This window comes from Sphingomonas sp. BL-S-29, assembly GCF_055521495.1.
This window is the reverse complement of record NZ_CM145482.1, coordinates 3,511,495-3,524,718: the sequence shown is the minus strand read 5'-3', so window position 1 is coordinate 3,524,718 and position 13,224 is coordinate 3,511,495. Positions and strand designations below refer to the sequence as shown.

Sequence of the window (13,224 nt, the reverse complement as noted above, 5' to 3'; positions counted from 1 at the left end):
CGCCAGGGTGGTCGGCGCATGCGCGGTTGTCAGGGAGGGGGCCATGAGCGAGGCGCGTGATCAGAACGCCATTCCTTGCGACGGCTGCACGGAGTGCTGCAAGTCCGAACAGGTGATCTTGCGCCCCGAAGCAGGCGATGATCTTTCGACATTCGACTTTGAATATATCGGCAGCGCGCTCTATCCCGGGCAGCGGGTGCCCGCGCTCAAACGCGATCCGCGCACCGGGAATTGCGTCTATCTGCAGGCCCAGGGCTGCGCGATTCATGACCGCGCCCCTGCGATTTGCCGGCGCTTCCATTGTGCCCGGACATTCAAGGCTCTCGGGCGCATGTCGCGCGCCAAGCGCGATGCCTTATGGGCGCGCGGCGACGTGCTGGAGGAAAAGATCGTCGAGCGCGGTCGCGACCGCTATCGGTTGGCGCAGGCGCTCGGGCTGGACGACGCACTTGACGTCGAGATGCAGATCGCCGCTTTCGAGGCGCTGGCCAGCGCGCCTCGTCCGAGGTGAGCAACGAACCTAGTGCGCAGCGGCATGCCTGCCCGAGCTGAGCGGGTAGATCGTCAGCAGAATCCAGATGACCACTCCCGCCAGAGCCAGCGGTGCGGCCAGGAGGAAGAAATAGCCAATGGCGCCGAGCTCATGCTCCAGCGCCAGCGCGCCGTACATCGGCCCGACAATCGAGGCGGCGCGACCCGCGCCATAGGCCCAGCCGACGCCGGTGGCACGATTGCGGGTGGGATAGAGTGTCGACGCAATCGAGGCGAGGCCGGCGTGTGCGGCGTGCTGGGCGAGCGCGTTGAGCGCGAGGGCTGCGAACATGCCCCAGCCTGGCGCGAACAATCCCATGCCGATCGCTGCACCGGCCGCGACGATGAAATAGGATGGGACGATCGCCTTGAAACCGAACCTGTCGATCATGAGGCCGATCGTCAGCATGCCGGCCGCGCCGAAGCCAGTGCCGATCGCGGTGGTGAGGCCTACCTGACCCCAGCCCAGGCCAATGATGTCGTGGAACACTGTGGTTTTCCAGACGGCTGCGCTGATGAAGCCGAAGCTGCTCACGAAGCTCAGCCAGAGCAGCACCGTGGGCAGCGCGAGGCCCGGCTGGAACAGGTCACGGACCAATCTCAGGCTGCTCGCGCGTTTTTCCTGCGCGGCGGGCCTATCCAATATCACCGGTTCGCCTTCGTTCTCCGGCATCAGGGCAGTGACGATTGCCTGGAGTCGCGGGTCGTCCGGATTGCGCGCCGCGAGAAACTTGGGCGATTCGGGCAGGTACAGATAGATCAGCGGGAGCAGCAACAGCGGCATCCCGGTGCCGATCCAGAAAGCGATATGCCAGCCATAGGGCTCCAGCAGGAATGCCTGCATCGCTGAGCCTAGCAGCGCGCCCGGCATCGAGCCGGCGAGCACGACGGTCACCATCGTCGCGCGTTGGCGCGCCGGCGCCAGCTCCGAGGCGAGGGCGACCATATTGGCAATCACCGAGCTCGCGAACATGCCGGTCAACAGCCGGCAGACGGCAAGTGCCCAAATGCTGTCGGTGAAGATCGTGACGAAGCAGCTTCCCGCCACGGCGAGGAGACACAGCATCAGCAGCCGTCGGCGCCCGATCTGATCAGCGAACGGCGCGATCAGAAAGGCGCCGAGCACCATGCCGACCTGCTGCATCGACAACACCCAGGTAAGCGCTGTCCGCGCGACGCCGAACTGGTCGGATATCTTGGGAAGCACCCAACTCAGCACGCCGAGATCGAAGCCGTCGACCAGCATCGCGAGCGCGCCGATTACCATCACGCGCACGTGGAAGGGACGGAACTTTACGCCATCGAGGAGCGCGTCGATTCCAATCGTCGGTCGGTCCACGCGCGGCCCCCTCATGCATTATCCGGCCGGCCTCAACGGGCGACCTTTGGCAATCATAAGAATATAAGCCTGGCTGTCTGTCAACGGTTCAAACCTCTTTCATGCTATCAGTGACGCTGTTATAAGATAGGCTGTCATAATAAATCGGATTCACGGCGCCAGACCGTGAAGCGGGGAGAGGAAAAAGGGCGATGCCTGTCGAACGACTCGATCCGCAGCTGGACCTCATCGTGGCACGCGATGCCGAATGGGAGGAACTCGGCAGCGGCTTCGGCGGACCCACGGGACCGGCCGAGGGCCCGGTATGGATCGCTGCCACCGACTCCGGCGGGGGGTATCTGCTGTTCAGCGACATCCACAACAGCCGCCGGATGCGTTGGCATCCCCGGGATGGCATCACGATCGACAAGGAAGGCACCGCGAACGGCAACGGCCAGACGCTCGATCGCGAGGGCAGGCTGGTCGTATGCCATCATTTCAGCCGCTGCGTCGATCGCGAAGAAGCCGATGGCAGCATCACGGTGATCGCCGATCGCTATCGCGGCATGAAGCTGAACCGGCCGAACGACGTGGTGGTGAAATCCGATGGTGCGATCTATTTTACCGATCCGCCGCCCAAGGTTCCGTTTACACCGGCCGACCATCCACCCGAAATCGATTGTGCCGGCGTCTACCGAGTCTCGCCGGACGGAGCGCGGATCAACATGGTCGTGCGTGACCTCGTCAATCCCAACGGGCTGTGCTTCTCGCCCGATGAGAAAATCCTCTACGTCAACGACAGCAACCAGCACCGCAAGCTGATCATGGCGTATGATGTCGAGGCCGACGGCATGCTGGACCTCGGCAGCGCGCGGCTGTTCTGCGACATGCGCGCGGACACCCGCGTAGGTGGCCCGGACGGGATGAAAGTGGATGTCCTGGGCAATGTCTATTGCACCGGCCCTGGCGGCATCTGGATCCTCGATGTCGCGGGCAAGCATCTCGGCACGATCGCGATGGAGGGCCGCGTCTCCAACATGAACTGGGGCGATCAGGACTGGTGCACGCTTTATTTCACCGGCGCCCGATCGCTCAACCGCATCCGCCTCGAAATACCCGGCGTTCCCGTCCCGCGCGGCGCCATTGTCCCGACATCCGGTTAGAGGATGCCGCCGGCACCGTCGCGGGGATGGTCGACATAGCTCGATCGCCAGAATTTCTACCCTTCGCTCAATGAGATAGGACAGGATATGAAACGCAGCACAGACCGCATTCTGACAACGCATGTCGGTAGCCTGATCCGTCCGCTCGATGTGCTTCAGGGCATGATGGCCAAGGTGCTGGGCGAGCCGGTCGACGAGGCGCAGTTTCAGCAGAGCGTCAGGCAGGGCGTCATCGACGTTGTAGCAAAACAGGCCGAAATCGGGATCGACATTCCAAGCGACGGCGAAATCTCCAAGCCCAGTTTCCACAATTACGTCGTGGAGCGCCTGGGTGGCCTGGAGAAAATACCTCCGGAAACCCGCGGCGCCTATTACACCCAGCTCACTGAAAAATTTCCCGGCTTCATGAAACAGTACAATGCCATGTACAAAACCATGTGGATGCCGCCGGAACTCGACGCGGACAAGGTAAGAAAGGCGGGCGACACGCCTCCCGCGCGCGTTCGCGTCGCCGCGCCGATCACCTATATCGGCCAGGGCGCGCTCCAGACCGACATCGACAATTACAAGGCAGCGCTCGCGGGCAAGGACTTTGTCGAGGCCTTCATGCCGTCTGCCACACCAGCGCGCGACGATGCCGATGCAGGCACGGTTTATCCCACTGTGTCGGCCTATCTCTATGCACTCGCCGACGCGATGCATGTCGAATATCAGGCGATCGTCGATGCTGGCTTCGTGGTGCAGCTGGACCTTGGTCTGCCGTCGCGAAATCAGGTACTGCCGGGCAATCCCAATCCGACCCTGGAAGATCTTCGTCGCGCCTCGGAAATGCAGGTCGAGGCCTATAACCACGCATTACGCGGCATCCCGGAGGATCGCGTGCGCTATCACATGTGCTGGGGCAGTATGAACACGCCGCACACGACCGACGTGCCCCTGCGGGAGGTCGTCGACCTCATTCTCAAGATCAAGGCACAGGCTTATGTGATCGAGGGTGCCAATCCGCGGCACGAGCATGAATGGATGGTCTGGAAGGACGTCAAGCTGCCGGACGGCAAGATCCTGGTTCCGGGTGTCATCAGCCATCAGACCAATGTCGTCGAACATCCCGAGCTCGTCGCGTGGCGCATCGCCAACTATGCCGGGATAGTGGGCCGCGAGAATGTGATTGCCGGGACCGATTGTGGCTTCTCCCAGGGCTGGAACATGGCGCGTGTCCACCCCGAGGTGCAATGGGCCAAGCTGAGCGCGCTGGTCGAGGGCGCGGCGCTGGCGTCGACGCAACTCTGGAAATGAGCCTGGGCGGCCGGTCAGGTGACTGACCGGCCGCGCTTTCGCAGCTCAGTGAAGCGCTTCGGCGCCCTGACCCGCCGATCCTGTGCCGGGGCGCCGCTGCGCGAGGAAGGCGGCGGCTGCGGGGATCACCATCAGGCCGCCGAACAATAGCATCACCCAGAATCGACCGAGTCCCGCCCCGATCGCATAGCCGCCCAATAACGGCCCGATGATTCCCCCGACGCGTGAAAAGCCCATCATGATTCCGAGCCCGGCATTGCGCGTCGTCACATCGTGATAGTTGAGCGTGACCAGAACCAGTGACGTATAGCTGCCGACGTTGAAGAAGCCGCACAGCGTCGATGCGCCGATCAATGCCCATGTGGCCCCAGTCGGGACCGCGCCGAGCAGCGTGAACGCGGCGCTCATGGCAAGCAAGAAGATGACCGCGATGCGGACTTCACCGACCCGGCGCGCCAGGCTGCCCACGGTCAGATGTGCGATGATGCCCGCGCCATACGTCGTCATCCCCGCAATGCCGTTCCAGGTCATGGTGAGCCCGCCGATGGCGAGGATCTGCGGTCGCCATCCGGCCATGAAGCCACCGGAGATGGTGAAGACGAATCCCGCCAGGCACAGCAGCCCGGTGCCGAACCACATGGCGCGCGGGATGATCGACACGCCAGTGCGCTTCGTCCTGGCGGCCGCCGCGACCTCGGGCAGGCTTGTCAGAACGGGCTTGCCGAGCCGACGCATCAATGTGTTCAGCCGGTCGAGAGCGCCGGGCTTGCGCTGGCCCGCGAGGAAGGTCGGCGATTCGGCGAGCAGGAAGAGCGCGAGCATGAAGCTGAGCATGTTCAGCACAGCGGCGGCCATGAAGATCGAGCGCCAGCCATAGGGTTCGATCAGCAAGGCCGCGAGCGCGCCGCACAGCATGCCCCCCGCGGAATAGCCTGTATGGAGGATTCCGATGAAGAAATTCGAACGCTGGGCGTTGCTGAATTCGGAAACGGTGACGTTGAGGCAGACCACCAGCGCCCCCAGGCACATGCCGGTCAGCAATCGAAAGCTCATCAAGGCAACGATCGAATGGCTGAGGGCAGTGGCGACGAGTAATCCGATCAGGATGCCGAGCAGCCACAACGTCAGCACGCGACGGCCGATGCGATCGGCAAAGGGCGAAATGAAGATCGAGCCGATGGCGATGCCGATCGGGGTTGCAGTGGAAGCCCAGCCGAACGCCTCGGTCGAAATTCCCCATTCCTTGATGAGCGACGGCGCTGCGTAAGACAGCGTGACGACGTCGAGGCCGTCCGCGGCATAGGTCAGCACGCAGATCGCCACGATGGCATATTGATACCATCCCATCGGCGATTGCTTGATGAGGTCGTTGGGCGTCCCGTCCTGGCTCATGCTGAGGGCCTTTCGCCTGCGAGGCGGTATTGCAATCTGGCGATCTGTCGTCTCGGCATGCAAACCCTCGAATAATGTCAGCCCAATTCAGTAGTTACGAACGCCCGCTGCAATGTTCCAACGACGCTGGACGGCTTCACTTTTTGGCGCCCCGATTGAAAGCCCGGCGCATTGCGGACGCCGGGTTTCCACTCTTTTTGGGGCGAAACGGCGGATCAGAAGCGCAACCTCACGCCGCCGACAAAATAACGGCCGATCTTGTCGTACATCTGCGAGTTGGACACGGTCGGCTGGACGATGTTGTTCGGGATGATCGGTGGCGCGGTATCCAGCAGATTGTCGATCTTGCCATAGACTTCGACATTCTCGGTGATCTTGTAGGAGGCCGACAGGTCGAGATAGGCACGACCTTTCACATTGTTCTGGTCGGCTGGCAGATCGACGTCGTCGACGTAGATCGTGCGGAACTTGCCTCCGCCAATGTAGCGGACATACGCGCCCAGACGGACCGGTCCGCCAGTATAAGTCAGGTCGAAATTCGCCTTCCAGCGCGGCTGACCGCCCGGATCGGTGGCGAGGTCGCCGAGTGAACTGGTCGTGACGCCAGATGTGGTGAGAGAGAGCTTGTCGACATAGTTGACGAGCAGGCGCGAGCCGATTGAGCCGCTAGTCGAAAACCAGTCAACCGGAAGGCGGTAGGAGAGTTCGAAATCGACCCCGCTCGTTTCAACCGTCTGCGCGTTGATCAGTGTCGCCTGGATTGTCGTGATCTGGTTCGAGGCGTTCTGAGTGATGAGCGGGCAGAACGACGCGATCTTCGCGATGAAGCAGTTGTTGACGATCGTCTGTGGCGGGACCGCGGTGATCGCATTGTCGATCTTGATCGAATAATAGTCGATCGAGGCGTTGAAGCCGGGAATGAACGTCGGCTGCAGCACCACGCCGAATGCCTTGGTGTCCGCCTTTTCGGGATTGAGATCGCGGTTGCCGCCGGTAAGCTGCGTGGCGAAAGCCGCAACGTTCGTACGCGGGTCGTTGATCGTGTTGATCACCTGGTTCTGGCCCGAGAACAGTTCGTTGATGTTCGCGGCGCGGATGTCGCGAGACAATGTTCCGCGGAACCTGATGTCCTTGATCGGGGAATAGTTGAGGCCGACCTTCCAGGTGGTGACGCCGCCGCTCGAGCTATAGTCGGCGTAGCGCACCGCGCCGCTCACCTCGAGATCCTGGAGAAACGGTGTGTCCTTGGCCAGCGGCACGGCGGTCTCGGCATAGACTTCCGCGACATGGAGCTTGCCCGCGAAGGGTTGCTGGTTGATGGAGCGCCAGCCCGAGACCATCGAGACTGCATCGGAGATGCTCTTGATGTTCTCGTTGCGATATTCGCCCCCGACCGCGAGCTTGATGTCGCCGGCCCAGGTCTTCAGGGGCGACCCCGAAAAGTTCAGACCGACCGAATCCTGGCTCATCTTCGCGTCATAGAAGGAAGTGCCACGATACCAGGCGAGTGCCTGCTGGCTGATCGAGCCCGCGCCGAACACGTTGATCGGTACGCAGGCCGGATTGTCGTCAGCGGTACTGGCATTGGCGTTGATTCGGCATACCGGCTGCTGTGTCGTCGGGCTGATCACCGAATCGACTCCCTGGAACCAGCGCGACTGGATGCGGTTGTTCTGGCTTTCCTGGCGAAACGTGTTCTCCGAGCGCTGAACGTGCAGGTCCCAGGACCAGGTGCCGATCTTGCCTTCGGCACCAGCGGCGTAACGCATCGCTCGCGCTTTACTGTTGTTCTGCGAATAGCCGTCCTCGAGGTTCATGCGGCCGAAGGCAAACGAGTTGATCCCATTGGCGATCATCGTCGTGCGGATGGAGGCGGGCAGGAACGCGTTGTCGCGCTGGATCGTCAGCGTGCCGAGATCGTAGTTCGGCGCGAGATCCGACTTCACCTCGACGTGCGACCATAGCATGTCGGACCAGAGTGTGATGTTGTCGGAGACGTCGAAACTGACCCGCCCATAGCCCGAATAGCGCGTAATCGAGGGAAGGAGATTGCCCTCGTCCTCGATCGAGACGCCGCCGCCGCCCAGCATGAAGGTGGTGTTGACGGGCGTGCCATAGACGAAGGGCTGCGGGGTGCCGTTGATGCCGAATTGAGTGCCGTACAGCGGACTCGTTGCCGGCACTACGATAAGACCGCCGAAGGTCATGCGCGAGTAAAGGCCGTTATAGGCGACGTAATTCTTCGTCTGGCCGTTGGTGGCAGTATAGGTAGGGTTGTTGAACAGGATCGGGTTGCCGCGGCCCCACGGGCGTGTCGCCACCGTGGTCTGGCCGGTGTTGCGATAGAAGTCACCGGCCACCGTGACGTTGAGCCGGCCGTCGAGGAAGGAATGTCCCGCAGCGGCCGAAATTACGGGGCGCTTGAAGTCGTTATATCCGGAAATGCCGTAGGACGCGTCGATCTTGACTCCCTCCAGCCGCTTTTCGAGTGAAAAGTTGACCACGCCGGCAACCGCGTCGGAGCCGTAGGCCGCAGAGGCGCCGCCCGTCACCACTTCGACGCCCTTGATCAGCGACAACGGGAATATATTGGTGTCTATTCCGCCGAACGGACTGGTTGCCGCAAGGCGACGTCCGTCGAGCAGGAGCAACGTACGCGCACCGCCAAGCGCGCGAAGATCCGCGACGCTCTGGCCAACCGGCTCGCTCGACTTGCCGACGTTCTGATTGATGCGCAATTGCGGGATATCATACGCCAGTTCGGCGACGCTGGTCAGTGCGCGATCCTCGATCTGGGCCTGGCCGATGGACGTGACCGGTGTGGGGGCGGTGAACCCCGCGCCAAGGCGTGAGCCGGTGACGACAACCTCACCCTCGGCTGGCACGTCCTGTGCGGCTGGGTCCGCCTCCGCCTGGGGGGCGGGCACCGGCGTAGGACCGCTCTGGGCGAAGGCCGGAGCGGCGACGGCCGTGAGCATCAGCGCCATGGTCGCAAGGCTGGACCCGCTAAGCCGCGCTGCAACCCGGCGGCGACCGGGAACCGACGATGAGTTCTGCATTCTGCCTCCCCTTATCGATGCGACCTTATGGCCGTTCATCATTTCACGCTGGCGCTTCGGTCATCTTCTGCCGGCGTCCGCGTGTTACGCAGTCCCCTGAATCGTCATCCTGAAATGACGAATGGTAGTTGCTTATGACACATATGGACAGACCGGCAAGCATAAAATTCGATAGTGACAAACGACGTTTGCTATAATCGCCTCCGCTTGATCTATCGATCTTCGTGCCTGCGGCGGGGTGAGAGGGAGGCATGAAGCGGGCCGCGACCGAACGGCATTCGAGGCCAATGGATGCTCGATTGCGCGCTCCGCATGTTCAGGCCCATTGCTTCCGGTTCGCTGCCTTGACCGTATTGGCCAATAGGCACGCGATCGTCATCGGCCCCACACCGCCCGGCACTGGCGAGACCGCGCGAGCATGCTGGACTTCGTCGAACGCGACATCGCCAACGAGCTTCGTCTTGCCGTCACGCTGGATAATTCGCGTGATGCCGACGTCGATAATGACGGCACCTTCCTTGATCCAGAAGCCGCGTACGAGCCGCGGGACGCCCGCCGCTGCAATGACGATGTCGGCCTTGCGGACGATGTCGGGAAGACCACGTGTCTCGATATGCGTGATCGTCACGGTCGCTTCGCGTTCGAGCAGCAGCATCGCGATCGGCTTTCCGACGATGTTCGACTTGCCGATCACCACGGCGTGAAGCCCGGTCAAATCGTCGAGTACACTGTCGAGCAGCATCATCACGCCGAGCGGCGTACAGGGGACGAGTCCGCCAGTCCCCGTCGAGAGACGCCCGACATTGACCGGGTGGAATCCGTCCACGTCCTTGGCTGGATCGATCGCATCAAGGATCGCGCCTTCGTCGATATGCGCGGGAAGCGGCACCTGAACCAGGACACCGTGTAGTGTGGGATCGGCGTTGAGTTGCGTGATCAGCTCGAGAAGCCTGTCCTGTGACGAATCCGCGGGGAGGCGATGCTCAGTTGAGGCGATGCCGACGCGTCGGCAAGCCTCCACCTTGCGAGCGACATAAACCTCGCTCGCGGGGTCGCTTCCGACGAGAACCACGGCGAGGCCTGGCGGAGCCCGGTGGCGCGCGACGATGGCTTGCACTGCGGCTTGAGTGTTCGCATCGAGCCTGTTGGCGATCGCACGCCCGTCGATGCGCTCGGCAGGGGCGCGAGTTCCCGTCATTTGCGACAAGCCCCGGCTCAATTGCGAAACACGACGGTTTTCGCGCCGTTGAGGAGCACGCGATCCTCGAGGTGGAGCTTTACCGCCCTGGAGAGCACGCGGCGTTCGATGTCGCGCCCCTTCGCCACCAGGTCGTCGGGCCGGTCTGCATGCGTGATCGTCTCTACATCCTGAGCGATAATCGGCCCTTCATCGAGGTCCGAAGTGACATAGTGCGCAGTGGCACCGATCATCTTCACGCCCCGGGCATAGGCCTGATGATAGGGTTTGGCCCCCTTGAAGCCCGGCAGGAAGCTGTGGTGGATGTTGATGCAACGACCGGAGAGATAAGCCGCCATCCGGTTCGACAGAATCTGCATGTAGCGCGCCAGGATGATCAGTTCGGCACCGGTTTTCTCGATAAGCGCCTGGAGTTGGGCCTCCTGGTCCGATTTCGTCGCGGTCGTGACCGGCAGATGGTGAAAGGGCAGGTCATCGAGAAGGGGTGTCGCCAACGCCTCGCGCGGATGATTGGAAGCCACGCCGACCACTGTCATCGCGAGATCGCCGGTTCGCAGGCGATACAGCAGATCGACCAGACAATGGTCGGGCCGGGAAACGAGGATAAGGACGCGCCGACGCTCAGCCCGAGCGCGCATCTGCCAGTCGATCGCGAACCTGGCGGCGAGGGGCTGGAATTGCTCGCGCACCTGTTCGAACGGTGCTCGCCCGTCCAGCGCAAATTCGACGCGCATGAAGAACCGTCCGGTCTCGGCGTCCTCGAACTGCTGAGCCTCGAGGATATTGCCGCCGCACTCGGTGAGATAGGTCGAGATCGCGGCAACGATCCCGGGCCTGTCAGTGCAGGAGAGGGTGAGGAGATAGGAGTCGATCATCACTGGTCCAGCGCCTGAAAACCCCATTCGGAGTCGCGCAGCCGGAAGCGCCCCGCGGCGATCGCGCCCATCCAGCGCGCGGTGCGGTCCAGCCCGCCAAAGGGAAATAGATGGAAACCCAGTGGCTGGAGATCGTGGAACGCGGCGGTCTCCGCCAGATCGCGGATGATGGGATCGGGCGCGGCGTCGCTGAGCAACCGCGCTATCGACGCCCCCCGCGAGACGATCGCCTTGGTAGAGGTGCCTACCCCGCAGATCGCGGCGTAGCGAAGCAGTGTGCGAATGCCCGCTGGTCCGGCGAGCCCGACCCGAACGGTAGTGTCCGCATGGCGTACGCGAAAATCGTCCATCCAGGTCAAAATCGGACGGGCGTCGAAGCAGAACTGGGTAATGACGCCGGCAGTCATTCCTAGCCCACGGATCGCCGCGATCTTGGCATCCAGAGTCGCGCGCAACACGGCGTATTCCACCTTTGGATGACCTTCGGGATAACCTCCGAGCCAGATATGGCGCAGTCCGGGTTGCGCGAAGGCCGGGCTGCGGATCAGCGCGGTGCCATCCTCGAAGGGGCCCGCCGCCTGCTTCACATCGCCGCTGATCACCAGCAATTGGGCGACGCCGGCGGCGCACAGCCGACCCAGGAGCCGCTCAAGCTGCGCTGTGTCGTTGATCATCCGCGCGGCGATGTGCGGGATGGGATCGAAGCCGGCGTCGCGCAGACGGCGGGCGGTTCCGACCCGATCGTCGTCGCTATCCTGAGGCAGCCACGTGACCGATATCTGCGTTCCGGGTGGCAGTAGCGCGATCGCCGCATCCAGACCCTTGGCATCGCGCGCGGAGACCTCATAGGAGGCCTCGCGCGCGAGATCGATAATGCGTTCGCGCACGATCGTCGCCGGATCACTGGGCAGGCCGGCGCTGGGCACCGTGAGCGAGCTTTCCATCGTTCCGGTTCAGTAGCGGTAATGATCGGGTTTGAACGGGCCCTCGACGGGCACGCCGATATAGCCGGCCTGCTTTGCGGTGAGCGTCGACAGCTTCACGCCGAGCTTTTCGAGGTGCAGTGCCGCGACCTTCTCGTCGAGATGCTTCGGCAGGACGTACACGTCGTTCTTGTAGTTCTCGCCCTTGGTGAAGAGCTCGATCTGCGCCAGCGTCTGGTTGGTGAAGCTGGCCGACATGACGAAGGACGGGTGGCCGGTCGCGCAGCCCAGATTCACCAGGCGGCCCTTGGCCAGCACGATGATCTGCTTGCCGTCCGGGAACTTCACCAGGTCGGTGCCCGGCTTCACTTCGGTCCACTCGTAATTGCTGAGCGCCGCGATCTGGATCTCGCTGTCGAAGTGACCGATGTTGCACACGATCGACATCGGCTTCATCGCCTTCATGTGATCGGCGGTGATGACGTCGGCATTGCCGGTCGCCGTCACGAAGATGTCCGAGCGCGTCACCGCCTCTTCCATCGTCACGACCTCGAAGCCCTCCATCGCTGCCTGCAGTGCGCAGATCGGGTCGACTTCAGTCACCATCACGCGCGCGCCACCGTTGCGGAGCGACTGGGCCGAGCCCTTGCCGACGTCACCGAAGCCGGCGACGGTCGCGACCTTGCCGGCGAGCATCACGTCGGTGGCACGGCGGATCGCGTCGACCAGCGATTCCTTGCAGCCATAGAGGTTGTCGAACTTCGACTTGGTCACGCTGTCGTTCACGTTGATCGCCGGGAAGGGCAGCTCACCCTTCTTCGCGATCTCGTACAGCCGGTGAACGCCGGTGGTGGTCTCTTCCGAGACGCCCTTCAGGTTCTTGACCGTCTCGGTCAGGTAACCGGGATATTTGGCAAGGAACGCCTTCAGCGCGCGCTGGAACTCGACTTCCTCCTCATTCTCGGGCTCGCCCAGCGTGTGGCCGGCCTCGATCTTCGCACCCCAGAGTGCGAACATGGTGGCGTCGCCGCCATCGTCGAGGATGATGTTGGCGGTGGTGCCATCCGTGCCGGCGCCCCAGTTGAAGATGTCGCCGACATAGTCCCAATATTCCGCCAGGCTCTCGCCCTTTACGGCGAACACCGGCACGCCGGTCGCAGCGATCGCGGCGGCGGCATGGTCCTGGGTCGAGAAGATGTTGCAGGTCGCCCAGCGGACATCGGCGCCGAGCGCGGTCAGCGTCTCGATCAGCACCGCAGTCTGGATCGTCATGTGCAGCGAGCCGGTGATGCGCGCGCCCTTCAGCGGCTGCGACGCCCCGAACTCCTCGCGCAGCGACATGAGACCGGGCATCTCGGTCTCGGCGATGTTGATTTCCTTGCGGCCGAAATCGGCGAGATCGATGTCGGCAACGACATAGTCTTGGGTGACAGGCGTGGGGGCGGTATCGAGCGTGAGGGTCATGATGA

The 13,224-nt window shown here is 62.7% G+C and carries 10 protein-coding genes; 3 read left to right on the top strand and 7 right to left on the bottom strand.

Translation table 11 applies throughout. From position 1 onward, the window contains the following. Positions 1-43 precede the first annotated feature (43 nt). Positions 44-511: a YkgJ family cysteine cluster protein gene (locus tag ACZ1I2_RS16670; protein WP_465176495.1), complete on the top strand. Its 468-nt coding sequence runs from the start codon at positions 44-46 to the stop codon at positions 509-511. Between the two features lie 9 nt (positions 512-520). On the opposite strand, the gene ACZ1I2_RS16665 is transcribed toward ACZ1I2_RS16670, so the two are convergent. Further along, a complete protein-coding gene (locus ACZ1I2_RS16665) occupies positions 521-1,870 on the bottom strand; it encodes an MFS transporter (protein ID WP_465176496.1) in 1,350 nt (449 codons plus the stop codon). A 191-nt stretch (positions 1,871-2,061) separates the two neighbouring features. On the opposite strand from ACZ1I2_RS16665, the gene ACZ1I2_RS16660 reads away from it, so the two are divergent. Together ACZ1I2_RS16660 and ACZ1I2_RS16655 are read left to right on the top strand one after the other, a co-directional pair. Continuing rightward, positions 2,062-3,012 (top strand): SMP-30/gluconolactonase/LRE family protein, encoded by a 951-nt coding sequence (locus ACZ1I2_RS16660; protein WP_465176497.1) that lies wholly within the window; start codon positions 2,062-2,064, stop codon positions 3,010-3,012. Positions 3,013-3,177: 165 nt separating this feature from the next. Continuing rightward, positions 3,178-4,308 (top strand): cobalamin-independent methionine synthase II family protein, encoded by a 1,131-nt coding sequence (locus ACZ1I2_RS16655; protein WP_465176498.1) that lies wholly within the window; start codon positions 3,178-3,180, stop codon positions 4,306-4,308. 45 nt (positions 4,309-4,353) lie between these two features. On the opposite strand, the gene ACZ1I2_RS16650 is transcribed toward ACZ1I2_RS16655, so the two are convergent. The 6 genes from ACZ1I2_RS16650 to ahcY all read right to left on the bottom strand — a co-directional run bounded on the left by ACZ1I2_RS16650 (position 4,354) and on the right by ahcY (position 13,219). Beyond that, a complete protein-coding gene (locus ACZ1I2_RS16650) occupies positions 4,354-5,700 on the bottom strand; it encodes an MFS transporter (protein WP_465176499.1) in 1,347 nt (448 codons plus the stop codon). Positions 5,701-5,915: 215 nt separating this feature from the next. After that, the gene (locus ACZ1I2_RS16645) at positions 5,916-8,687 is read right to left on the bottom strand and encodes a TonB-dependent receptor domain-containing protein (protein WP_465181483.1); all 2,772 of its coding nucleotides are present in this window, start codon (positions 8,685-8,687) and stop codon (positions 5,916-5,918) included. 388 nt (positions 8,688-9,075) lie between these two features. Then, positions 9,076-9,957 carry a bifunctional methylenetetrahydrofolate dehydrogenase/methenyltetrahydrofolate cyclohydrolase FolD gene (folD, locus tag ACZ1I2_RS16640; RefSeq protein WP_465176501.1) on the bottom strand — a complete coding sequence of 294 codons (882 nt, stop codon included), beginning with the start codon at positions 9,955-9,957 and terminating at the stop codon, positions 9,076-9,078. A gap of 17 nt (positions 9,958-9,974) precedes the next feature. Next, positions 9,975-10,832 (bottom strand): formyltetrahydrofolate deformylase, encoded by an 858-nt coding sequence (gene purU, locus ACZ1I2_RS16635; RefSeq protein ID WP_465177124.1) that lies wholly within the window; start codon positions 10,830-10,832, stop codon positions 9,975-9,977. Beyond that, positions 10,832-11,776 carry a methylenetetrahydrofolate reductase gene (locus tag ACZ1I2_RS16630; protein WP_465176502.1) on the bottom strand — a complete coding sequence of 315 codons (945 nt, stop codon included), beginning with the start codon at positions 11,774-11,776 and terminating at the stop codon, positions 10,832-10,834. The genes purU and ACZ1I2_RS16630 overlap by 1 nt, the downstream gene beginning before the upstream one ends. Positions 11,777-11,785: 9 nt before the next feature. Further along, the gene (gene ahcY, locus ACZ1I2_RS16625; protein ID WP_465176503.1) at positions 11,786-13,219 is read right to left on the bottom strand and encodes an adenosylhomocysteinase; all 1,434 of its coding nucleotides are present in this window, start codon (positions 13,217-13,219) and stop codon (positions 11,786-11,788) included. Between the last annotated feature and the right edge of the window lie 5 nt (positions 13,220-13,224).

Bases quoted from the DNA above. Each gene is read 5' to 3' on its own strand.
- ACZ1I2_RS16630 (WP_465176502.1), bottom strand. From the start codon at position 11,776: ATGGAAAGCTCGCTCACGGTGCCCAGCGCCGGCCTGCCCAGTGATCCG.
- ACZ1I2_RS16650 (WP_465176499.1), bottom strand. From the start codon at position 5,700: ATGAGCCAGGACGGGACGCCCAACGACCTCATCAAGCAATCGCCGATG.
- ACZ1I2_RS16655 (WP_465176498.1), top strand. From the start codon at position 3,178: ATGGCCAAGGTGCTGGGCGAGCCGGTCGACGAGGCGCAGTTTCAGCAG.
- ACZ1I2_RS16660 (WP_465176497.1), top strand. From the start codon at position 2,062: ATGCCTGTCGAACGACTCGATCCGCAGCTGGACCTCATCGTGGCACGC.
- ACZ1I2_RS16645 (WP_465181483.1), bottom strand. From the start codon at position 8,687: ATGGCGCTGATGCTCACGGCCGTCGCCGCTCCGGCCTTCGCCCAGAGC.
- ahcY (WP_465176503.1), bottom strand. From the start codon at position 13,219: ATGACCCTCACGCTCGATACCGCCCCCACGCCTGTCACCCAAGACTAT.
- purU (WP_465177124.1), bottom strand. From the start codon at position 10,832: ATGATCGACTCCTATCTCCTCACCCTCTCCTGCACTGACAGGCCCGGG.
- ACZ1I2_RS16670 (WP_465176495.1), top strand. From the start codon at position 44: ATGAGCGAGGCGCGTGATCAGAACGCCATTCCTTGCGACGGCTGCACG.
- folD (WP_465176501.1), bottom strand. From the start codon at position 9,957: ATGACGGGAACTCGCGCCCCTGCCGAGCGCATCGACGGGCGTGCGATC.